General features: G+C 74.6%; 13 protein-coding genes. 12 read left to right on the top strand and 1 reads right to left on the bottom strand.

From position 1 onward, the window contains the following. The first annotated feature begins 300 nt into the window (after positions 1-300). The 9 genes from AOA12_RS07315 to AOA12_RS07275 all read left to right on the top strand — a co-directional run bounded on the left by AOA12_RS07315 (position 301) and on the right by AOA12_RS07275 (position 19,320). On the top strand, positions 301-1,791 hold the full coding sequence (locus tag AOA12_RS07315; protein ID WP_054681556.1) for a dolichyl-phosphate-mannose--protein mannosyltransferase: 1,491 nt from the start codon (positions 301-303) through the stop codon (positions 1,789-1,791). A gap of 23 nt (positions 1,792-1,814) precedes the next feature. Next, positions 1,815-2,945: a serine/threonine-protein kinase gene (locus tag AOA12_RS07310; protein ID WP_054681554.1), complete on the top strand. Its 1,131-nt coding sequence runs from the start codon at positions 1,815-1,817 to the stop codon at positions 2,943-2,945. A gap of 1 nt (position 2,946) precedes the next feature. After that, complete coding sequence (locus tag AOA12_RS07305) at positions 2,947-8,790, top strand: Ig-like domain-containing protein (protein WP_054681552.1); 5,844 nt, start codon at positions 2,947-2,949, stop codon at positions 8,788-8,790. 24 nt (positions 8,791-8,814) lie between these two features. Continuing rightward, positions 8,815-9,780 (top strand): AAA family ATPase, encoded by a 966-nt coding sequence (locus AOA12_RS07300; protein ID WP_054681550.1) that lies wholly within the window; start codon positions 8,815-8,817, stop codon positions 9,778-9,780. Next, positions 9,777-11,078 (top strand): DUF58 domain-containing protein, encoded by a 1,302-nt coding sequence (locus AOA12_RS07295; protein WP_054681549.1) that lies wholly within the window; start codon positions 9,777-9,779, stop codon positions 11,076-11,078. The genes AOA12_RS07300 and AOA12_RS07295 overlap by 4 nt, the downstream gene beginning before the upstream one ends. Next, positions 11,075-13,525 (top strand): transglutaminase domain-containing protein, encoded by a 2,451-nt coding sequence (locus AOA12_RS07290; protein ID WP_082406055.1) that lies wholly within the window; start codon positions 11,075-11,077, stop codon positions 13,523-13,525. Before AOA12_RS07295 ends, AOA12_RS07290 begins: the two co-directional genes overlap by 4 nt. Positions 13,526-13,549: 24 nt before the next feature. Further along, positions 13,550-17,422 (top strand): ATP-dependent RNA helicase HrpA, encoded by a 3,873-nt coding sequence (hrpA, locus tag AOA12_RS07285; protein WP_054681547.1) that lies wholly within the window; start codon positions 13,550-13,552, stop codon positions 17,420-17,422. A 257-nt stretch (positions 17,423-17,679) separates the two neighbouring features. Beyond that, entirely contained in the window at positions 17,680-18,621 is a 942-nt protein-coding gene (locus AOA12_RS07280) for a quinone oxidoreductase family protein (protein WP_054681545.1), read from the top strand. A gap of 153 nt (positions 18,622-18,774) precedes the next feature. Next, complete coding sequence (locus AOA12_RS07275; RefSeq protein WP_054681543.1) at positions 18,775-19,320, top strand: cupin domain-containing protein; 546 nt, start codon at positions 18,775-18,777, stop codon at positions 19,318-19,320. Positions 19,321-19,336: 16 nt separating this feature from the next. Here AOA12_RS07275 and AOA12_RS07270 read toward each other — a convergent pair whose 3' ends face one another. Beyond that, entirely contained in the window at positions 19,337-20,035 is a 699-nt protein-coding gene (locus AOA12_RS07270) for an NAD-dependent deacylase (protein ID WP_054681541.1), read from the bottom strand. Between the two features lie 24 nt (positions 20,036-20,059). Here AOA12_RS07270 and AOA12_RS07265 point away from each other — a divergent pair, with 24 nt between their 5' ends. From AOA12_RS07265 to AOA12_RS07255, 3 genes are read left to right on the top strand one after another with little or no spacing between them, the layout of a single operon-like run. Next, positions 20,060-21,058, top strand: a complete 999-nt coding sequence (locus AOA12_RS07265; RefSeq protein WP_054681539.1) for a Gfo/Idh/MocA family protein — start codon at positions 20,060-20,062, stop codon at positions 21,056-21,058. A 22-nt stretch (positions 21,059-21,080) separates the two neighbouring features. Further along, entirely contained in the window at positions 21,081-22,433 is a 1,353-nt protein-coding gene (locus tag AOA12_RS07260; RefSeq protein ID WP_197281230.1) for a DUF4921 family protein, read from the top strand. After that, a complete protein-coding gene (locus AOA12_RS07255; RefSeq protein WP_082406051.1) occupies positions 22,430-23,638 on the top strand; it encodes a class I SAM-dependent methyltransferase in 1,209 nt (402 codons plus the stop codon). Before AOA12_RS07260 ends, AOA12_RS07255 begins: the two co-directional genes overlap by 4 nt. Positions 23,639-23,655: the final 17 nt, after the last annotated feature.

Raw genomic sequence — 23,655 nt, 5'->3', positions numbered from 1 at the left:
CCCGCCCCGCTGGTTGAGCAGCCGCCGCAGGCGGCGTATCGAAACCCATCCCACGGACCGTTACACAGATCTCGATACACCCGCGGCTCCGCCGCGGGCACTCGATCAGCAGGGGAAAAGGCACCCCACCCACCCCGCTGGCCGCACCACCCACCCACCCCGCTGGTTGAGTAGCCGCCGCAGGCGGCGTATCGAAACCCACCCCACGGACCGTTACACGGATCTCGATACGCCCGCGGCTCCGCCGCGGGCACTCGATCAGCGGGGATGGCGGAAGGGCGGGCTCACTAGGCTGTCGGCGTGCCCTCGGTCGTCCTCGCCCCGCGTCTGCGGCGGCACCTGGCGTGGCTCACGCCGCTCGGGGTGACGCTGCTGGCGGCCGCGCTGCGGTTCTGGAACCTCGCGCACCCGCACGCGATCGTCTTCGACGAGACCTACTACGTGAAAGAGGGCTGGACGCAGTGGGTGCTGGGGTACCCGGCGAAGTGGCCCGACGACGCGAACGAGCGGTTCGCCGCGGGCGAGACCGACATCTTCCTCGACAAGCCGGCGTTCATCGTCCATCCGCCGCTCGGCAAGTTCTTCATCGGCGCGGGAATGGCGCTGTTCGGCGCCGACTCGTCGTTCGGCTGGCGGGTCGCGGTCGCGGTGTTCGGCACCGCGACGGTGCTCGTGCTCTACTTCCTCGCGCGCACGGTGAGCGGCTCGACCGCGGTCGCGACGGCCGCCGCGGGGATGCTCGCGATCGACGGCCTCGGCATCGTGATGAGCCGGGTCGCGCTGCTCGACGGCATCCTCACGTTCTTCGTCGTGCTCGCGGTGTGGTTCGTCGCCCTCGATCGCGCGGGGCACGCGTCCCGCCTCGCGGCGGCGGTCGTGTGGCCGGACGACGGGCGGCCGCTGATGTGGGGGCCCGTGCTGTGGAACCGGCCGTGGCTCCTCGCGGCGGGCGCCGCGGCCGGCGCCGCCACCGGTGTGAAGTGGTCGGGCGTGTGGACGCTCGCGGGCCTCGGCCTCTACGTCGTCGTCTCCGATGCGCTCACGCGCCGCCGGCTGGGGATCTGGCTCTGGCCGACGGATGCCGCGTTCCGTCAGGGCGTCGTCTCGTTCCTGCTCATGGTGCCCGCCGCCGCGGTCGTCTACGTCACGACCTGGACCGGGTGGTTCCTCACCGACGGGGGGTACAACCGGCAGTCGCGCGACACGGCCCTCGCGAGCTTCGTGCACAACCACCTCGCGATGTACGGCTCGGCGTCGTCGATCACCTCGGCGCACAGCTATGCGAGCCCCGCGTGGCAGTGGCCGCTGCTCATGCGGCCCACCTCGATGTGGGCGCACAGCACCGAGAACGGCGTCGACGGCTGCGCGGGCGGCGAGCGGGGATGCCTCGAGATCCTCTACAGCATGCCGAATCCGCTGCTGTGGTACGCGGCGGTCGCCGCGAGCGTCTGGCTGCTCGCGCGCGTGCTCATCCACGGCGAGGGCCGCTATGCGCCCGTGCTCGTCGCGATCGGCTCGGGCTGGCTGCCCTGGCTGATCTATGCCGAGCGCACGGTGTTCCAGTTCTACACGATCGTCGTGTGGCCGTTCATGCTCATCGCGCTCGCCGTCGCGATGCGCGCGCTCGCGACGCACCCCGACCCGCATCGGCGCCGCACGGGCCGCCGTCTCGTCGTCGTGTTCGCCGTCGTCGCCGTGCTGCTCGCGGTCGCGTGGTACCCGCTGTGGTCGGCGATGCAGGTGCCGTTCTGGTTCTACCGTCTGCACAACTGGCTGCCCGGCTGGGTCTGAGGTCGCCTCGTTAGAGTAGGCGGGTGGCGAGTCGGCTCCCTTCCGCACCCCCGGTGCTCCCGGGGTTCGCCTACGTGCGCCCGCTGGGGACGGGAGGCTTCGCCGACGTCTTCCTGTTCGAGCAGCATCTGCCGCGCCGCTCGGTCGCGGTCAAGGTGCTGCTCGACGAGATCGTCGACGACGGCGTGCGGAGCATGTTCAACGCCGAGGCCGACGTCATGGCGCGCCTCGGCGCGCACCCGTCGATCCTCACGATCTACGAGGCGAGCGTGTCGTCCGACGGGCGTCCCTACCTCGTGATGGAGTACTGCCCCACGTCGCTCACGACGCGCTACCGGCGCGAGAGGATCCCCGTCGACGACGTGCTGCAATTGGGCGTCAAGATCGGCTCGGCGCTCGAGTCGGCGCATCAGGCGGGCGTCCTGCACCGCGACATCAAGCCGTCGAACGTGCTCATCTCCGCGTTCGGCGCCCCCGTGCTGAGCGACTTCGGCATCGCGGCCGCCCTCGACGGGCGCACGGGCGGCGGGCGCGTCTTCGCGATGTCGCTGCCGTGGAGCGCCCCCGAGGTCGTCGACGAGCAGGTCTCGGGGTCGATCGCCTCGGAGGTCTGGAGCCTCGGTGCCACGCTGTACTCCCTGCTCGCGGGGCACAGCCCCTTCGAGCTGCCCTCGCGCGACCGCAACACGCGGGACCAGCTGCGCGAGCGCATCCGTCGCGCCCGCTACCAGCCCATCCCGCGCGACGACGTGCCGGACGGCTTGCAGTGGGCGCTCGCCCGCACGATGAGCCGCCGTCCCGAGGACCGGCACGCCTCGGTGGCCGAGCTCGTGCACGAGCTGCAGCAGATCCAGCTGGAGTGCGGCCTGCATCCCACGCCGCACGAGATCGCGCACGGCGTGCCGCGGCTCGTCGACGCCGGTCCCGACGCGCACGACCCCGGCCCCCGCGGCCCCGTGCGCTCGACGGTCGCGCATCCGTCGCGCCGCCCGGCGCGCACGGGCGCACGCCGGGCGGGTCCCCTCGCGCCGGCCGACGACGGCCGGGAGCGCCGCTCGTCCCGTGCCGTCGCGACGGCGGTCGTCGCGGGGACGCTCGCGGTCGTGATCATCGGAACGCTCGCGGCCCTGAGCCTCTCGGGAGCGTGGAGCTGAGATGGCGGCACCCGGCGGCACCCGGCTGCGGCGGCGTCTCGGCGTCGCCGCGTCGGTCGCGGCGCTCGCCGTCGGGTTCGTGCTGGCGGTCGTGTGGCCGGGCTACGACGCGCAGCAGACGCCCCTGCACGGCGGCAGCGTGTGGGTCCTGCAGAACGGCACCGGCAGCGCCTACGCGCGCGTGAACCTGGAGCTGGGCGAGATCGACACCGTCAAGCCGGTCGAGAACGGCAACGCGCTGGCGCAGTCGTCCGACCGGCTGCTCGTGTTCAGCGACGGCGGCACGCGCTATGCCGACGTCGATCCCGCCCTCCCCGCCGCGCTCACCTCCGCGAACGGCGACGCGTTCGCGCCGACGCCCGCGGGCACGGTCGAGATCGACGCCGCGGGTGACGTCGTCGCGTTCCGCACCGACGCGGGCGACGTCTACACGACGACGCTGTCGGGCGACGGGCCGGCCCGGCTGATCGACCCCTACGCCGACGCGTCCGAGCCGGGCGCCCGCTTCGCCGCCGACGCGCTGGCCGTCGACGACGGCGGCATCGTCTACGCCTACGCCGCGCGCGACGGGCTCATGCTGCGCGCCGACGCGCGCACGGGCCGCGTGCTGGGCCTGGATGCCGTGCCCGCGGGCCTCGGCCCGGTGCAGCTGTCCGGATCGGGCGGCCGCTGGCTGCTGTTCGACGAGGGCGGCGACGAGCTGTGGCTGCGCGGGCGCGACACGCCGCTGACCGCCGGCGCCAGCGGCGATGCGCGCGTGCAGCGGGCCGTGTCGCACGAGGACGACGTCTACATCGCCGACAGCGCGGGGCTGCTGCGGGTCGACGTCGGCGACGGCACGGTCGCACGCGTCGCCGAGGCCGCGGGCACGCCCGTCGCGCCGGTGCACGCGGACGGTGAGACGGTCGCCGCCTGGCTGGGCGAGAGCGGCGGGCAGATGTGGTCGAGCCGCACGGGCATGCTCGTGCCCCTCGACTACGGCGACGGCGCGCTCGGCGACGAGATCGACGCCGTCTTCGTCGTGAACGGCACGCGGGTCGCCCTCAACGAGCGCCGCAGCGGCTGGGTGTGGACGGTGCCCGACGGGCGGCTCGTCGCGTCGTCGCAGCGCTGGACGATCGACGATCGCACCGAGACCGTCGTGCACGACGACGTCGAGGCGGAGCGGGTGATCGATCCGCGCCCGCCCGTCGCCGTCGACGACGACTTCGGCGTGCGCGCGGGCACGACGGTGCGCCTGCCCGTGCTGCTCAACGACCACGATCCCAACGAGGACGTGCTCGCGATCGACCCCGCGTCGCTGGAGACGGCGGACCCCGCGTTCGGGGAGGTCGCCCTCGCGGGCGCCGAGCAGGAGATCGTGATGCACGTCGCGCCGGATGCCACGGGCACGACGACGCTCTCGTACCGCGCCGACGACGGCACCGCGAGCAGCGGCCTCGTCTCGGCGCCGGCGACCGTCACGGTGCGGGTCGTGCCGGACGACGTGAACTCGGCGCCGGTGTGGTGCGGCGTGGAGGGGTGCGTCGCCCGCTGGCCCTCGCCCGAGATCGCGCCGGGCGGCACGATCAGCCTCGACGTGCTCGACGACTGGGTCGATCACGAGGGCGACCCGGTCTATCTCGCCGGCGCGACGATCCTCGCGGGCGGCGGCACGATCGCCTCCTCGCCCGACGGCACGCTCACCTACCAGCATCCCGGTGCCGCGGCGTCCGACGCCGCCGTCGTCAGCATCGCCGTGCTCGTCTCCGACACGCGCGGCGCGAGGACGGCGAAGGAGCTCACCGTCGCCGTGACGTCGACGGTCGCGCTCGAGGCCGGCTCGTTCGCCGTCACGGGCGTCGCCGGCGAGCCCGTCGCGATCGACGTCGGCGCGCACGTGCGCGGCGGCTCGGGACCCGTGGAGCTCGCCGGCGCCGTCGCGCTCGACGAGGCCCACTCCTCGGTCACGACGGGCCCCTCGCCGCTGGGGGCGGTCTTCCACGCCCCGCACCCGGGCTCGTACTCGGTGCAGTACACCGTGCGCGACGCGGGCTCGGAGGCGACGGGGCTGATCCGCGTGGTCGTGCGCGACCCCGCGTCGGCGCGCGTCTCCACGCCGCCCGTGACGGCGTTCGTGCGCCCCAACGAGGATGCCACGGTCGACGTGCTCGCCGCCGTCGCCAACCCCGCGGGCCTCGTGCTGCTCGTCAGCGACATCCTGCCGCGCAGCGATCCGTTCGCGACCCTCGGGGTCGACCTCGTCGGCCAGAGCCTGCTGCGCGTCAGCGGCTCGACCGACGACGGCGAGCCCGGGCGCCTCGGCATCGTGCGGTACACCATCTCCGACGGCACGGGACGCCCCGAGACGACGACGACCGGCGAGCTGACGGTCGTGCTGCTCCCCTCGGCGACCGCCGAGCCGCCGATCGCGATCGACGACGCCGTGACCGTGCGCGCGGGCGATCAGGTCGACATCCCCGTGCTCGACAACGACACGGCGCCCGCGGGGGCGCTCATCGGCGTGGACCCGTCGCGCGTGGTCAACGAGAGCGGCGGCGGTCTCGCCTTCGCGACCTCGCGCGTCGTGCGCTACTTCGCCCCCGAGGAGCCCGGCACCTACGCGATCGGCTACACGATCTACCGCCTCGGCTTCCCCGAGGTCACCGCGTCGGCGCGCGTGCTCGTGACGGTCACGGGCGACGAGGACAACCACTCCCCCATGCCGGGCGTGCTGGAGGGCCGCGTGCTGAGCGGGCAGTCGGTGCGCGTGCCGTTCTCGTCGTTCGGCATCGACCCCGACGGCGACGCGGCCGTGCTCGACCGCGTGCTCGAGCAGCCCGCGCACGGCTCCGCGACGGTCGCGCCCGAGGGGGATGCCATCGTGTACACGAGCCCGGCCGGCTTCAGCGGCCAGGTGCGGTTCAGCTACCAGGTGCGCGACGCGCGCGGCGCGACGGGCTCCGCCGAGGTGCGCATCGGCGTGCTCGACGCGCTGACCGACGCCCGGCCGGTCACCTACAGCGACTACGTGCAGATCCGTGCGGGCGCGGACAGCTGGGCCGTGCTGCGCCCCGCCGACAACGACATCGATCCGTCGGGAAAGAAGCTCACGCTCGAGTCGGTGCGGCCGGCCGCGCCGAGCGGCAGCCTCGAGCACGAGCGGCTCGCCGCGCGCATCGGCGAGCTCGACGACGACGCCGTGCGCATCGCCGCGGGGCCCGATCTCGGCACCTACGCGTACGAGTACACGGTGCGCAACGCGACGGGCGACACGGCCGTCGGCCTCATCGTCGTCAAGGTCGTGCGCGACCGCGTGCCCGACTATCCGACCGTCGCCGACACCGCCCTCACCGCCGAGAGCCGGGAGGACTTCCCGCGCGGCGTCGACGTGCTCACCGGCAAGGTCTCGTGGACGGCGGGCGACGTCGACGACCTCACGGTCACGCTGTGGGGCGAGCACCCCGGCATCCGCGTCTCGGGCTCGCGCATCTCGGGCCCCGTGCCCGACGAGCCCCTGCTGATCCCCTTCGAGGTGAGCGGCACGGCGTTCGACGGCGAGACGGTGTCGTCGTACGGCTTCCTGCGCGTGCCCGGCACGCGCGACCTCCGGCTCACGCTGCGGGCGCAGACGCCGCCGCTCCCCGTCACCGAGGGCGAGACGGCCGAGCTCGACATGGCGGGCGTGGTCGCCGGCTTCGGCTCGCGCGCGCTGGAGATCGACCCGCAGGGCGTGCGCACGGGCGGGGCGCGCGCCGAGGCGTCGTGCACGCTCGTCTCGGGCACGACGATCCGCTACGAGGCCGGGTGGGGCGCGCCCTGGTCGGACACGTGCGTCGTGCCGATCCGCGTCGCCTCCCAGGACACCTACACGCACCTGACCGTGCGCGTCGAGGTGCAGGCCGCGCGTTCGCAGCCCGTGCTGCGCAGCGCCTCGCTGACCCTGTCGCCGGGCGACTCGGTCGAGTACGACCTCGACGCGATGGTGTCGTGGTCGGGCAGCGAGGACTGGGACACGATCGCCTACGCGCTCGCCTACGACGGCGACCAGTTCGACGTGCAGCAGACGTGGTCGCGCGTGACCGTGACGGCGCGCGAGTCGGCGCGCCCGGGCCGCGAGGAGTCGATCATGGTGTCGCTCCCCTCGCACGGGCAGACGGCGTCGGCGGCGCTGAACCTCACGGTGGGCCCGGCCGTGCAGACGCGCCCGCAGGGCGGCACGGCCGAGGCGTCGTGCTCGCAGGCCGGCGACAGCACCGAGTGCGACATCGTCGTCATCGGGGCGCCCGGCGAGGTCAACCCGCTGCCCGGAGCGCCGCTGCAGGCCGTGGCCGTGACCGGATCGGACAACTGCCCCGACGTGGGGTTCACGCTGCTCGACGCCGAGACGGTGCGCGCGAGCTGGCCCGCGGGCCGGTCGGGGGCCTCGGAGTGCACGGGCTCGTTCGTGGTCGAGGACGCCCAGGGCCGCCGGTCGAGCGGCGACCGCGACGGACGCGTGATCCTCGATCTGCAGGGCCTGCCCGCGGCGCCGGCGCGCGTCGACTGGACGGCGTTCGATCCCGCGACCGTCACGCTGCGGGCGATCGCCGGGGCGGGCTCGCATCCCGCCGTCACGGGCTACGAGGTGAGCCGCGACGGCGAGGTCGTCGCGACGTGCGACGCCGCCGGCGTGTGCCCGCCGATCGAGGCGCCCGCCGGCGTTCCCGCCGCCTACGCGGTGCGCGCGGTGAGCCCCGTCGGCCTCTCGCGCGACGCTGTCACGGTGGAGGCGTGGCCGTACCGCGCGCCGGCGCCGCCCACCGAGGCGACGTTCGCGCCCGTGCCCGCGGGCGGCGAGGGCGGCCGGGTCACGATCACGCTCTCCGGCATCGACCCGAGCACGGGACAGCTGCGCATCGCGGGCGGGCGCGGCGGCCCGGTCGTCGTCGACGCCGAGGGACGCGAGACGGTCGTCGTGCGCGACTACGACGTGGGCTCGAACCTCCCCGTGACGCTCACGGCCACCCCGCTCACGGCGCACCCGCTGCCGCCGATCCCCGGCGGCGCGCAGGAGGGCAGCGCCCTGCAGTTCACGGCGCACGGCGTGGGCGCGCCGCGCATCGAGACGCAGATCCGCGCCGACCGCGGCCGCGTCACGGTGTCGGTCTCGGCCGTGTACCAGGACCTCGGCACCGAGATGCGCTACGGGTTCAGCACCGACGAGTCGTCGTGCTCGGCCACCGGGCGCGCGTCGTCGGCGACCTTCGACGCGCCGCTGTGGGAGGTGTTCCGGGTGTGGACGTGCGCGCAGAGCGTGTGGGCCGACGGCACCGACGGCTTCGGCACCGTGACGCAGGCGGCCTCCATCCGCCCGACCGGTCCGATCGCGGCGCCCCCCGCCCTCACCTACGCGATCGAGGCCGAGCCCCGCGGCGTCGAGGGCGGCTACGAGTACCGGCTCGTGCCGCCCGTCGCGCCGAGCACGCCCCCGCATCGCGAGGCGGCGCTCGTGTACGAGAGCGACGGCGCCCCGCTGTCGCCGTTCGCGCTCGAGGTCAACCGGCCGCCGGGCACGCTCACGGCGCGCTGGTGCGACACGGGCGGAGACCCGGCCGCGCCCGTCTGCTCCGACCCCGCTCCCGTGACCGCCCGCGGCAGCGCCCTCTACCCCGTGCGCGTGAGCGCGCCCGACGTGCAGTGCACGGCGCAGGACGCGACGGCGCCCGCGTGGACGCCCGCCGGCATCGATCGCTCCGACGTCACGGTCACGACGGCGGTCGTGCGCACCGGCGACGTGACGCAGCGGATCACGTATACGCTCGCGTGGACGAACCGTCTCACGGGGCTGCAGCCGGTCGCCTTCACCATCGGCTGCGCCCCCTGACCGGCGTCTGATGAGAGGACAGCGATGACCGTCACCCCGGAGCAGACCGCGTGGTTCGAGGAGACCTTCCGCGCGCTCGCCGACAACGTCGAGAACGTCGTGCTCGGAAAGCGCCACGTCGTCGAGCTCGCGCTCACGGCGATGGTCTCCGAGGGGCACCTGCTGCTCGAAGACGTGCCGGGCACCGGGAAGACCTCGCTCGCGCGCGCGATCGCGCAGTGCGTGCAGGGCACGAGCTCGCGCATCCAGTTCACGCCCGACCTCCTGCCCGGCGACGTGACCGGCATCACCGTCTACGACCAGCGCGCGGGCGAGTTCGAGTTCCGCAAGGGCCCCGTGTTCGCCAACATCGTGCTCGCCGACGAGATCAACCGGGCATCGCCCAAGACGCAGTCCGCGCTGCTGGAGGTCATGGAGGAGCGCCAGGTCACCGTCGACGGGGTCACCCGGCCCGTGGGCGCGCCGTTCCTCGTCGTCGCGACGCAGAACCCCGTGGAGCAGGCCGGCACCTATCGGCTGCCCGAGGCGCAGCTCGACCGCTTCCTGCTCAAGACGAGCCTGGGCTACCCCGACCACGCGGCGACCCTGCGCATCCTCGAGACGAGCGGCGCGCCGAGACGCGAGCTGCCCGCCGTCGTCACCAGCAAGGGGATGACGAGCATGACCGAGGTCGCCCGCGACGTGTACCTGAACCCGCTCGTGCTCGACTACGTCGCCCGCATCGTCGAGGCGACGCGGCTCGCGCGCGAGGTGCGGCTGGGCGCGAGCGTGCGCGGCGCGATCGCCCTCACGAAGGCGGCCAAGACGTGGGCGATCGCGCACGGTCGCGGCTATGTCACGCCCGACGACATCAAGGCGCTCGCCGAGCCCGTGCTGGCGCATCGGCTCATCCTCGACGCCGAGGCCGAGTTCGACGGCGTCACGGCGGGCGCCGTCGTCGGCCAGATCCTGCTCGACACCGAGCCGCCGCGTTCGCGAGAGCCCGGGTGAGCCTGCCCACCCGCTACCGGGCCGACAGCCCCGGGGCCGCGATCGCGGTGCGCGGCGCGCGCGCCGGCCGCCGGCTGCGCGCGGCGCTGTCGCGGGCGTGGCGCGCCGTCGCCGACACCGTGCGGCCCGCGGGCTGGCTGCTCGCCGGCGTCGCCGTCGCCGGGATCGGGCTCGGGATGCCGTTCGGCTGGCGCGAGTTCGTCGTCGCGGGGCTGCTCGCGGCGGCGCTGCTGGCGATGTCGCTGTTCTTCCTGTCGGGCGCGCGCGCCTACGAGGTCGCGCTCGAGCTCGACGGCGACCACGTCGTGGCCGGCGGCCGCATCGAGGGCCGGATCACGGTGCGGGGCGCCGGCCGCGCCGTCACGCTGCCGGCCCGCATCGACGTGCCCGTCGGCGACGGGCTCGTCGACGTGACCGTGCCGCTGCTGCGCGCCGGTCGCGTCTATGAGGCCTCGTTCTCGGTGCCGGCGCACCGCCGCGGCGTCGTCGAGGTCGGCCCTGCGCACGCCGTGCGCGGCGACCCCCTCGGCATCCTCGCCCGGGAGGCCCGCTGGGATCACGTGCACGAGGTGTACGTGCACCCGCGGACGACGCCGCTGCTCTCGACCAACGCGGGCCTGCTCCGCGATCTCGAGGGCCGCAGCTCCGCGGCGATCACCGACGACGACATCTCGTTCCACGCACTGCGCGAGTATCAGCCGGGCGACGAGCAGCGGCAGATCCACTGGAAGTCGACGGCTCGCAGCGGTCAGCTCATGGTGCGCCAGTACGAGGAGACGCGCCGCTCGAGCATGCTCGTCGTGCTCGCGCTCGGCGCCGACGAGTACGGGGCGGACGACGAGTTCGAGCTCGCGGTCAGCGCGGCGGCGTCGCTCGGCATCCGCGGACTGCGCGACGGCCGCGACCTGCACGTCGTGGTGAGCGGCGACGTGCCGGCGTTCGCGCGGCGCAGCGTGCGCTCGATCCGCAGCCTGCCGGCGCTGACGGCGCGCACGCTGCTCGACGCGCTCACCGCGGTCGAACGCGACGACGCGATCAACCCGATGACCGACGTGGCCGCGCTCGCCGCCGAGTCGACCTCCGACGTCTCGGTCGCCTTCCTGGTGTGCGGCTCGACGCAGACCGCGCGCACCGTGCAGGCCGCCGCGCTGGCCTTCCCGCCGCAGGTGGCGGTCGTCGCCGTCGTGTGCAACCCCGAGGCGGAGCCGCGGCTGCGACGCCTCGGCCCCATCTCCGTCGTGTCGATCGGCCTCATCGACGATCTGCGGCAGGTGCTCTCCCGGGGGGCGCAGTCGTGAGCGGGCCGTCGCCGGCATCCGGGATCCCGCTCGGCGTGCGCGCCGGGTCGGCGTCGTTCCTCTCCGTCATCGTCGCGCTCGGCGCGGTCGCCGCGTGGCCGATCTACCGCACACCGTGGTTCCTCGTGCTCGTCGCGGTCGCCTGGGGCGCGTCGATCGCGATCGCGGCGTGGGGCGTCCGCCGCGCGTGGCCGCCGTGGCGGCTCGTCGCGGCCACGGCGCTCGCCTACGTCGTGCTCGCGCTGCCGGTCGCCGTGCCGTCGGCCCTCACGAGCCCCGACGCGGCGGTGCGCGGCCTCGGCGCCGCGCTGGCGGCCCCCGTGACCGGCTGGAAGGCGATCCTCACGCTCGACCTGCCGCTCGGCAGCTATCAGGCGACTCCGGCCCCCGCGCTGCTCCTCTTCCTGTGCGTCGGCGTCGCGAGCCTCACGCTCGCGTGGCGGGCGCGGCGGCTGTGGACGCTCGCGGCGCCGATCGCCCTGCTGCTGCCCGTGTGGGGCGTCGTGTTCGGCTCGAGCGCGATGAGCCCGCCCGTGCGCGTCGGCGAGGCGGTCGTGACCGGCCCCGTCGAGACGCTCGTCGCCGTCGGCGCCGTGCTGGCCGCGCTCGGCCACGTCGTGTGGCGCTCGAACGAGGCGCGCCGCCGCGCGCGCACGTTCGCCGTGGTGGAGAACGACGCGTCCGCCCCGGCCCGCCGCTCCCCGGGCCTCGCCGGGCGGGTCGGCATCGCCGCCGGGATGCTCGTGGTCGCGACGCTGGCCGGCGCGATCACCGCCCCCGCGGTGCTCGCGGGCCAGCCGCGCGAGGTGCTGCGCACGCAGGTGGACCCCCGCCTCGAGCTGCTGCGCGACGTCAGCCCGCTCGCCCAGTACCGCTCGTGGTTCACGGCCGAGCAGTACGACCGCGTGCTGTTCGCGATCGACCCCGCCGTGCCCGCCGAGCGCGTGCGCCTCGCGGTGCTGCCCTTCTTCGACGGACGCCTCGCCCGCATCGTCGACCCGGCGGCGGGCGAGGCCGATCTGCGCACGGCGTTCTCCCGCGTGCCGTCGACGCTGCGCGCCGCCGAGGACGCGACCGTCATCGAGGCGACGGTGACCATCGACGCCCTCGGCCGCCCGTGGCTGCCCCTCGCGGGCGCCCTCACCTCGATCGCGTTCGACGGGACGGCCGCGACGTCGCTCAGCGACGGGTTCTTCTACAATCGCGACGCCGGCGCCGGCGTGCAGATGGCGTCGTCCACGTCGGGCATGTCGTACCGCTTCACGGCCGCGGTCGACCCCGCGGCGCCCGCGCTCAGCGCCCTGCAGCCCCCGGAGGGGCACGTGCGCATGAGCGACGCGATCGTGCCCGCCTCGGTCGTCGAGTGGATGCAGGTGCAGCAGGTCGGCACCGACGGCACCGCGCTGCAGGTGCTCATCGACCGGCTGCGCGCGCGGGGCTTCCTCAGCCACGCGCTCCTGCTCGACGCCGACGCCCCGCCGCCGTGGCTCGCCGACCGGGGCGTCGCCGGCTTCCACCCGAGCCGCGCGGGCCATTCCTCCGACCGCATCGACCAGCTCTTCCGCGCGCTGCTCGACCGGCAGTACGAGGTGGGCGACGCCGCCGACGCCGACCTCGTCGCCGCGGTCGGCGACGACGAGCAGTTCGCCGTCGCCGCCGCGATGATCGCCGACCAGCTCGGCTTCCCGACCCGGATCGTGCTCGGCACGCGACTCGCGGGCGACGACGACGAGCGCATCCCGTCGTGCACCGACGGCGTCTGCCGCGGGCGCAACATGACGGCCTGGCTCGAGGTGCAGGACGCGTCGGGCGCGTGGGTCGCGATCGACGTGACGCCGCAGAGCCGGATCGCCCCGCACACCGTGCACCAGCAGCGCAACGATCCGCGCAACCCGACCGACGTGCGCGGCGACAACGCGCTGACGATCCCGCCCGTCGACTCCCGCCCGCCCGAGGAGGGCGCGCGCGACGACCGCGACGACGCGTCGGGCCTCGACCTGAGCGCCCTCTGGGAGGCCGTGCGGGTCGTCGCGATCGGGCTGGGCGCGATCGCGCTCGTGCTCGCGCCGTTCGTGCTCGTCGTGGCCGTGAAGGCGCTGCGACGCCGGCGGCGACGCCGTGCTGGCGACCCCGCCGATCGCATCGCCGGCGGATGGGACGAGTACGTCGACCTCGCGGTCGACTACGGGCACGCGGCGCCGCGCACCCGCACGCGCCAGGAGCTCGCGGCGACGTTCGACGCGGGCGACGAGAGCGCGCGCGGCGCCCTGCTCGCGACGTGGGCCGACCGCAGCGTCTTCGACGCCGGCCCACCGAGCGACGAGGAGGGGGTGCGCGTGTGGCGGGCGGTCGAGGCCGAGCGCGTGCGCTTCGCGAGAGCCCGCGGGCGCTGGGGCCGCCTGCGGGCGCGCGTGTCGCTGCGGTCGCTGCGTCGCCGCCTCCGGTGACGCGCGGGCGTACGATGGAAGGCTATGTCTGCGCCGCGCATCGTCTATCCCCCCGAGCTCCCGGTCAGCGCCGCGCGCGAGGAGATCGCGGCCGCGATCCGCGACCACCAGGTCGTGATCGTTGCGGGCGCCACCGGCTCGGGCAAGACGACGCAGCTGCCCAAGATCTGCCTCGAGCTGGGCCGCGAGCGCATCGCGCACACGCAGCCGCGCCGGCTGGCGGCGCGCACGATCGCCGAGCGCGTGGCCGAGGAGCTCGGCGTCGAGCTGGGCGGCGCGGTGGGCTACAAGGTGCGCTTCACCGACAAGGTGTCGGCCGGCACGAGCATCGCGCTGATGACCGACGGCATCCTGCTGGGCGAGATCCACCGCGATCGCGAGCTGCGCCGCTACGACACGATCATCATCGACGAGGCGCACGAGCGCTCCCTCAACATCGACTTCCTGCTCGGCTACCTGACGCGGCTGCTGCCGAAGCGTCCCGACCTCAAGGTCGTCGTCACGAGCGCCACGATCGACCCCGAGAGCTTCGCCCGGCACTTCTCCGACGAGGGCCGCCGCACCGTGCCGATCATCGAGGTGTCGGGCCGCACGTACCCCGTCGAGGTGCGCTACCGCCCGCACGACGAGGCCGCGGAGGACGACGTCGACGGCCTGCTCGCCGCGCTGCGCGAGCTCGACCGCGAGCCCGCGGGCGACGTGCTCGTGTTCCTCCCCGGCGAGGCCGAGATCCGCGACGCGATGGATGCCGTCCGCGGCATGTACCAGGGCGACGCGCGGCCGACGGAGGTGCTGCCCCTGTTCGGGCGGCTCTCCGCCGCCGAGCAGCACCGCGTGTTCGAGCCGTCGGCCGTCGCGGGCGTGCGCCGCCGCGTCATCCTCTCGACGAACGTCGCCGAGACGAGCCTCACGGTCCCCGGCATCCGCTACGTCGTCGACACGGGCACCGCGCGCATCTCCCGCTACAGCGCGCGGTCGAAGGTGCAGCGCCTGCCGATCGAGCCGATCTCGCAGGCGTCGGCGCAGCAGCGCTCGGGGCGCGCGGGCCGCACGTCGGCCGGCGTCGCGATCAGGCTGTACGCCGAGGACGACTTCGCGCGGCGACCGGAGTTCACCGAGCCCGAGATCCTGCGCACGCAGCTCGCGTCGGTGATCCTGCAGATGATCGCGCTCGGCTTCGGCGACATCGAGCGCTTCCCGTTCCTCACGAAGCCCGACAGCCGCGGCGTGAAGGCCGCCTTCGACCTGCTCACCGAGCTGCGCGCCGTCACGCGCACCGACCACGGCCCGCGGCTCACCGACATCGGCCGCCGCATCGCCCGGCTGCCGATCGACCCGCGCTTCGCCCGCATGCTCGTCGAGGCCGAGCGCCTCGGCGTCACGGGCTCGGTGCTGCCGATCGTGGCGGGCATGTCGATCCAGGACGTGCGCGAGAGGCCTTCCGCCGACGATCAGGGGTCGCGTCGCGAGGAGGCCGACCGGTTGCACGCCCGGTTCACCGACCCCGCGAGCGACTTCCTCACCCTGCTGAACCTGTGGAACCACCTGCAGGAGCAGCAGCGGGAGCTCGGGTCGAGCGCGTTCCGCCGGCTGTGCCGCGCCGAGATGCTGAACTACGTGCGCGTGCGGGAGTGGTTCGACGTCGACCGGCAGCTGCGGCAGCTCACCGGCGCGCCGCGCGCGGCGGACGACGCCGGCACGCACGAGCCCGCGCTCGTGCACCGCGCCATCCTCGCCGGCCTGCTCTCGCACATCGGCATCCTCGACACCCGCTCGCTGCAGAAGGCCGACGGCAAGCGCAAGCCGCTCCCCCAGTACCGCGGGGCGCGCGGCGCGACGTTCGCGATCTTCCCGGGCTCCGGGCTCAGAAAGGCGAGCCCGGATGCCGTCATGGCGGCCGAGCTCGTCGAGACGTCGCGGCTGTTCGCCCGCACGGTCGCCGAGGTCGACCCCGAGTGGGCCGAGGAGCTCGCGGGCGACCTGGCGCACCGTCAGATCAGCGACCCGCACTGGTCGAAGGATGCCGGGGCCGCCGTCGCCGCCGAGAAGGTCACCCTGTTCGGCGTCGAGATCGTCCCCCGCCGGCGCGTGCAGCTCGCGCGCATCGACCGCGAGCAGGCGCGCGAGCTGTTCCTGCGGCACGCGCTCGTCGACGGCGAGTGGAACAGCCAGTACCTCGACAAGCGGCTGACCGCGTTCGAGCGCCGCAACCTCGAGCTGCGGCGGCGGCTGGAGAGGATCGAGGAGCGGGAGCGGCGTCGCGACATCCTCGCGGGCGACGAGGCGGTGTTCGCCTTCTACGACGCGCGCATCCCCGCCGACGTCGTCGACACGCGGTCGTTCGAGGCGTGGTGGCGCACCGCGAGCGCGCGCACGCCGCGGCTGCTCGACATGACCGAGGCCGACCTCGCGGGCGACGCGTCGCGCTCCGACGAGCGCGACTTCCCCGCGCGCTGGCGGCAGGGCGATCAGGTGCTCTCGCTCGCCTATCGGTTCGAGCCGGGCTCCCCCGACGACGGCGTGAGCGTCGTCGTGCCGCTGGCCCTGCTCGCCCAGCTGTCGCCCGAGGGCTTCGACTGGCAGGTGCCGGGCATGCGCGACGAGCTGATCGCGGCGCTCATCCGGGCCCTCCCCAAGGCGATCCGCCGGCACGTCGTGCCCGCCGCCGACTGGGCCGCGAAGCTGTCGGCCGAGCTCGCCGACGCCGGCCCCGAGTCGCACGACGGCCGGCCGCGCGCGACGCTGCGGGAGGCGCTCGCAGCCCGCATCCAGCGCGTCGCGAACCAGCCCGTGACCGCCGGCGACTTCGACCTGCAGCGCGTTCCCGGACATCTCACGATGTCGTTCCGCGCGGTCGACGCGCGCGGGCGCACGATCGGATCGTCGCGCGATCTGGGTGAGCTGCAGGACCGCCTGGCCGGCCGCGCACGCGAGGCGGTCTCGCGCACGCTCGCGCCGCGGCCGTCGAGCGCGGCTCGCCCCGCGCCCGCCGACGGTGCGGCGCAGCCGGCCGGGCCGGTCGCCCCCGCCGTCGCCGAGCGCCGCGGCATCACGGCGTGGGACGTCGGCACGCTGCCCGACGTCGTCGACACGCCCGTCGCGGGCGGCGTCGTGCGCGGGTATCCGGCGCTCGTCGACGAGAAGGACGCCGTCGCGCTGCGCATCGAGTCGACCCCGGAGCGCGCCGCGCAGCTCACGCACGCGGGCGTGCGCCGCCTGCTGCTGCTCGCCGTTCCCTCGGCATCCGCCTACGTGCTCGACCATCTCACGGCGGCCGAGAAGCTCGCGCTCGCCGCGTCGCCCTACCCGTCGGCGCGCACGCTCGTCGAGGACGCGCGCGTCGCCCTGGCGGACGCCGTGATCGCGCGCACCGAGCCGCGGGTGCGCACGGAGGAGCAGTTCGCCCGCGTGCGCGACGCGTTCTCGGCCGTCGCGGTGGACGAGCTGTTCCAGACGGTGTCGCTCGTCGCCCGCATCCTCACGCTGCAGCGCGAGGTGGAGCGGGCGGTGCGCGGCCAGAACTCGATGACCCTGCTGGCCGCGCTCGGCGATGTGAAGACGCAGCTGGCGGGTCTCGTGTTCCCCGGGTTCATCGCGCGCACGGGGATCGCGCGCCTCGCCCACCTGCCGCGCTATCTGCAGGCCGCGCTCGATCGCGTGCGGGGCCTCGGCGACAACGCGGGCCGCGACCGCCAGCGGCTCACGGAGCTCGAGCGGGCCGCGGCGCTGTTCGCCGACGCCGGCGGCACGATCCCCTGCCCGGACGATGCGCCCGCGCACCTCGTGCACGCCCGCTGGCTGCTCGAGGAGTATCGCGTGAGCCTGTTCGCGCAGCACCTCGGCACCGCCGAGCCCGTCTCCATCCAGCGCGTCGCCAAGGCCCTCGCCGCCCGCTGACCCGCGCCGCCCGCCGAGGGTGCCAGTTCTCCCCGCGAGGGTGCCCATTGTTCCCGCGAGGGTGCCAGTTCTCCACGCGAGGGTGCCAGTTCTCCACGCGAGGGTGCTTTCATGCGCGGCGCCGTGGCACCCTCGTGAGAACAAATGGCACCCTCGCGGAGATACATGGCACCGTCGCGGGGACAAGTGGCACCCTCGTGACGATACGTGGCACCTTCGCGGGCCACGGGGAGGCGGGCGCGGATAGGCTCGAGCGCATGGCTACCGCGATCACGTACACGGCCTTCGGCGGGCCCGAGGTCCTCACCGTCACCGACATCGACGTTCCGGCACCGGGGCCCGGCGAGGTCGCCGTGCGCGTCGAGGCCGCCGGCGTCAACCCGATCGACTACAAGCTGCGCGCCGGCATCCGCCCCTCGGCCGTCATCGCCGAGCCGCGCCGCATCGGCTTCGACGGCGCGGGCGTCGTCACGGCCGTCGGCGAGGATGTCGAGGGGTTCCGCGCCGGCGACGCCGTCGTGCTCGTCGACGCTCCCGGTACGTATGCGACCGAGGTCGTCGTCACCCCGGCGCAGCTCGTGCCGCGCCCGCCGCAGGTGTCGGCCGCGGTCGGCGCAGGCGTCGGCATCCCCGCCGCCACGGCGTACCAGTCGCTGCGCTCGCTCGCGATCGGGGCCGGCGACACCGTGCTGCTGCACGGCGGCTCGGGCGCGGTGGGCCAGGCGGCGATCCAGTTCGCGACCCTGTGGGGCGCGCGGGTGATCGCCACGACGAGCGACCGGCGGGCCGACCGGGTGCGCGCGCTCGGGGCCGAGCCGATCCCGTACGCGCCGGGCATCGCCGCGCGCGTGCGCGAGATCGCTCCCGACGGCATCTCGGTCGCGCTCGATCTCGTGGGCACCGATGAGGCGCTCGCGTCGTCGATCGAGCTGGTCGCCGACCGCTCGCGCGTCGCGACGATCGTGCGCGGGGCGGATGCCGACGGTCTCGGCATCCGCGCGTTCAGCGGCGGCAGCCCCCGTCCGCTCACGGCGGCCGAGCGCGCCTGGCGCGCCGAGGCCGTGCCCGTGACGCTGAATCTCCTCGCCGCGGGCCGCTTCTCGATCGAGCTCGGCGCGCAGCTGCCGCTCGCCGAGGCCGTCGAGGCCCACCGCCTCGTCGAGGCGGGCACCGACGGCAAGGTCGTGCTGCTGCCCTGACCTCTCCGCGCCGGCGGCGCCGACCGCCGCCCTTCCTCTCGTCGGGGTCCGCTGCTAAAGTCTGAACATCAGCTCGGATTTGGATGACGCCCGAGCCGTCGGCACCGACGGGTGCCGCTCACGCCTCGATCAACGACGATAGGGAGACGGTCCATGCCGGAGAACACGCCCGAGAACACCCCCGGAGTCAACCGCAGGGTCGTCACCGGCACGAACAGCGAGGGCAAGGGGACGATCGTCTCCGACCTTCCGCTTCACGAGCTGCCGGGCGGCCCCGGCCAGATCTCCCTGCTCTGGCGCACGGAGGGCTGGCCGATCCGCAACGAGGGGACCGAGGAGGCGTCCGAGCCCTTCGACGCGGTGAAGGCGTTCACGACGTCGAGCACGTCGTTCGTCGTGACGCGGAGCCATCCGCCCCAGCCGGGCGAGGAGCCGCTCTGGCACACGACGAACTCGATCGACTACGCCTACGTCGTCTCGGGCCAGGTGCGCTTCGAGGCGGAGGACGGCTCGACCGTCGACCTCCGCGCCGGCGACGTGATCGTCGACCGCGGCATCGCCCACCGCTGGACCCACCTCGGCGACGAGGTGACGGTCATGCTGATCGTGATGGTCGAGGCCGCACCGGTCGGCGCAGGACTCGACCAGAGCCGCGACACGGAGTTCTGGGACAGGTTCGGGGGCGCGGCCGAGGGCTGACGCGTCCCGCTGGGCGTCACCCCGCCCGCGAGCGCCGCAGCTCGTCGACCCAGCGCGGCACGACGACCGATGCGGGCCCGGCCCGCACCTCGTCGAAGGCGACGATGCCCATCGTCGGCACGAGGTTGAGCTCGAGCGTGCGCGCGCCGACGGCGGCGGCGAGCGCCGCGTAGCCCGCCGCGGGGTACACGGCGCCGGAGGTGCCGACCGAGACGAACAGGTCGCACGTCGCGACCGCCCGCTCGATGCGGTCGGTCTCGTAGGGCATCTCGCCGAACCAGACGACGTCGGGGCGCAGGGCGCGTTCGCCGCACGCGGGACAGGGCGGCCCGTCGATCAGGTCGTCGTGCCACGCGGGTCGCGCGGCGCACGCCGTGCACAGCGCGCGGCGCAGCTCGCCGTGCATGTGCACCAGCCGCGTCGTGCCGGCGCGCCCGTGCAGGTCGTCGACGTTCTGCGTCACGACGAGCAGATCGTCGCCGAGCTCGGCCTCGAGCCGGGCGAGAGCGCGGTGCGCGGGATTCGGATCGACGGATGCCAGGGCGCGCCGCCGGGCGTCGTAGAACCGCTGCACCAGGACGGGGTCGCGCTCGAACGCCTCCGGCGTCGCGACGTCTTCGACGCGATGCCCCTCCCACAGGCCGTTCGCGTCGCGAAAGGTCGGCACGCCGCTCTCGGCCGAGATGCCGGCACCCGTGAGCACGACCACACGCATGCGTCCATTCTGTACGCTCGCAGGGTGACGGAACGGCACAGCACGGGACTGCGATGGGGAATCCTCGCGACGGGCGGCATCGCGCGCGCGTTCACGCGCGACCTGCGCACGGCGGGGCTGACGGTCGCGGCCGTGGGCTCGCGGAGGGCCGGCGCGGCGCGCGCCTTCGCCGACGAGCACGGCATCCCCCGCGCGCACGGCTCGTACGAGGCGCTCGTCGCCGATCCCGGCGTCGACATCGTCTACATCGCCACGCCGCACGGCCGGCACGTCGCCGACGCGGTCCTCGCGCTGCAGGCCGGCAAGCACGTGCTCATCGAGAAGGCGGTCACGCTCGACGCCGAGGAGGCCGCGGTCGTCGGCGCCCTCGCCCGCGACCGCGGGCTGCTCGCGATGGAGGCCATGTGGACGCGCTACCTGCCGCACATGGCGCGCATCCGCGAGCTGATCGCCGCGGGCGCCCTCGGCGAGGTGCGCGCGGTGTTCGCCGACCACACGCAGCTGCTCCCCTCCGATCCCGCGCACCGGCTGAACGCGCTGGAGCTCGGCGGCGGCGCCCTGCTCGATCTCGGCGTGTATCCGATGTCGTTCGCCTGGGACGTGCTCGGCGCGCCCACCGGCATCCATGCGGCCGGCCGTCTCGGCGAGACGGGCGCCGACACGGAGGTCGCCGTCTCGATGACGCACGCGTCGGGCGCGGTGTCGTCGTTCGTCGCGTCGTCGCGCGCCGCCGGGCCCAACACGGCGACGATCATCGGCACCGAGGCGAGGATCGAGGTGGATGCCGTCTGGTACTGTCCCGCGTCGTTCCGCCTCGTCGCGCCGGGCGGCGCGGTGCTCGAGGAGCACCGGCCGGCCGTGGCGGGCCGCGGCATGCAGTACCAGGCCCTGCACGCCGAGCATGTGCTCGCGCACGGCGGGCGCGACAGCGAGCTGCTGCCGTTCGACGAGAGCATCGCGATCATGCGCGGCCTCGACGAGGTGCGCCGCCAGGTGGGCGTCGTCTACCCTCGCGCGCGGTGACGGCATCGGTAGGCTGGCACACGTGAGCGACGGACATCCCCCGCGGATCAAGCGGCTGCCGGACGGCCCTCCGCGGATCAAGCGGCTACCGGACGGCCCTCCGCGGATCAAGCGGCTGCCGGACGGCACCGTGAAGCAGATCGGCCCGCTGACCGACACGAGGGTGTGGACGGTTCCGGGTCGTGCGAACCGTCCGATCGAGGCGCCGCGCGCCGACCCCCGCCCGCTCGAGCCGGGCGCGGAGCGCCGGCTGTGCGCCTTCTGCCCCGACAGATACCTGGAGACCACGCCCGAGAAGGTGCGGCTCGTCGGCCCGCGATTCGAGGAGCTGCGTCGCGTCGGGGCGGCGGAGCTGTTCGACACGACCGCCGAGTTCCGCCGCTTCGGCAACCTCTTCGAGATCGTCTCGGCCGAGTACTGGCGCGAGAACCACGGGTTCCGCCAGCCCGCCGCGATCGTCGAGTGGGCGCAGCAGTACCTGTCGTCGCCCGAGGGCCTCGCGCACATCGAGGCGCTCGCCGCGATCCGCGCCCGCGCGTCGGGCGAGTCGCCGTCGATCGAGGAGGCCGCGCTCGACCTGCTCGGCGGATCGCACGACGTGATCGTCGCGCGGCGGCACGTGCGCGACGACGCGACGACGGACGACCAGCTGGTCTCGTCGGGAGACCTCACGCCCAACGAGCACGCCGCGTACATCGCCTTCACGGTGCGGTCCCTCGCCGAGATCCAGGCGGCGCAGCCGCACGCGGCCTACGTGTCGGTGTTCCAGAACTGGCTGCGCCCCGCGGGCGCCTCGTTCGAGCACCTGCACAAGCAGCTCGTCGCGATCGACGAGCCCGGCCCGCAGGTCGATCGCGAGCAGCGCCTGCTGGCCCACGACCGGCTGCTGTACCAGCACGAGATCCTCGACCTCGCCGTCGAGCAGGGGCTCGTCGTCGCCGCGACCGACGGTGCCGTCGCGGTCGCGGGCATCGGCCACCGGTTCCCCTCGTTCGAGGTCTTCTCGACCGCCGACGAGAACCTGCCGCACGAGCACTCGGATGCCGGCATCCGCGCCGTGTCCGACCTCGTGCACGCTCTGCACGCCGCGACCGGCACGCACGTGCCGACCAACGAGGAGTGGCACTACCGCCCGCCGGGCGGTCCGTGGCCCATGCCGTGGCGGATCGTGCTGAAGTGGCGCATCTCGACGCCCGCGGGCTTCGAGGGCGTCACCAAGGTCTTCGTCAACACGATCGACCCGTGGGAGCTGCAGCGCCGCGCCGTCGAGGCGCTCACGAGGCTGCGCGCGGAGGGACGCATCGCGCACGGCATCCGCATCGGCAGCGAGTGCATGCCGCGCGACGCGCGGCTGCGCTACGCGGGCGACGGATGACCGCTCCGCACGGCACGTCTCCGCCCGAGGATCCCCCGCCCGGAGACGTCCCGCCCGGCGACGTCCCCTCCGGCGCCTTCCCGTTCGACGCGCTGCGCCGCCGGCCCGACGTCGAGGCGCCCGGCCTGGTCGCGTCGGATGCCGCCGACCGGCTGCTGCTCGACGAGTCGGCGTCGGTGCGCGCGGGCGTGCCCGCGGGCCGCCTCGTCGTGATCGGCGACACGCACGGCGCGCTGGCGCTGGCCGCCGCGCACGACGGCGCGACCGACGTCCGCGTGCACCAGGACGCGCTGACGGGCGAGCGCGCGCTCGCCGCCAACGCCGAGCGCCTCGGCCTTGCGGCGCACGTGCGCCCGCTCCCGTTGACGGCCGGCCTCGTGCGCGACGCACGGGTCGTGCTGCTGCGCCTGCCGCGTGCGCTCGACGCGCTCGACGACATCGCGGGGCTCGTCGCCGCGCACGCCGCGCCCGACGTCGTCGTCTACGCGGGCGGACGCGTCAAGCACATGTCGACGGCGATGAACGATGTGCTCCGCCGGTTCTTCGGCCGGCTCGACGTCACGCATGCGCGGCAGAAGTCGCGCGTGCTCGTCGCGCGCGAGCCGCACGACGGCCGCGACCCGGCGCCCGCGACGGGAGACGACTCCGTGCGGGTCGCGGGCCTCGAGATCGACCTGCGGCTGCGCGCGTTCGGCGGGGTCTTCGCGGGGGCGCGGCTCGACCACGGCACCCGGCTGCTGCTCGCCGCGCTGCCCGATCTGTCGCACCTCGACGGGCCGCTCGTCGATCTCGCGTGCGGCACGGGCGCCGTCGCGGCGGCCCTGGCCCTGCGGCATCCGTCGGCGCGCGTGCACGCGAGCGACCAGTCTGCCGCGGCCGTCGCGTCGGCGCGCGAGACCGTGATCGCGAACGGCGTCGCCGACCGGGTCGAGATCGTGCGCGACGACGCCCTGAGCACGCTGGCCGACGCGAGCGTGTCGTTCGTCGCGCTCAATCCCCCGTTCCACGCGGGCGCCGCCGTGACCGATCGCATCGCCCCGCGCCTGTTCGCCGACGCCGCACGGGCGCTGCGGCCGGGCGGCGAGCTGTGGTGCGTGTGGAACTCGCCCCTCGGCTATCGCCCGGTGCTGGAGCGACTGGTCGGCCCGACGCGTCAGGTCGCGCGCGACCCGCGCTTCACGGTCACGGTGTCGACGCGGCCGTGAGCCGTCTCGGCGCGACC

Origin of the sequence: Microbacterium sp. No. 7, assembly GCF_001314225.1 — a bacterium.
GTDB lineage: Bacteria > Actinomycetota > Actinomycetes > Actinomycetales > Microbacteriaceae > Microbacterium.
This window is presented reverse-complemented; position numbering and strand designations above follow the sequence as displayed.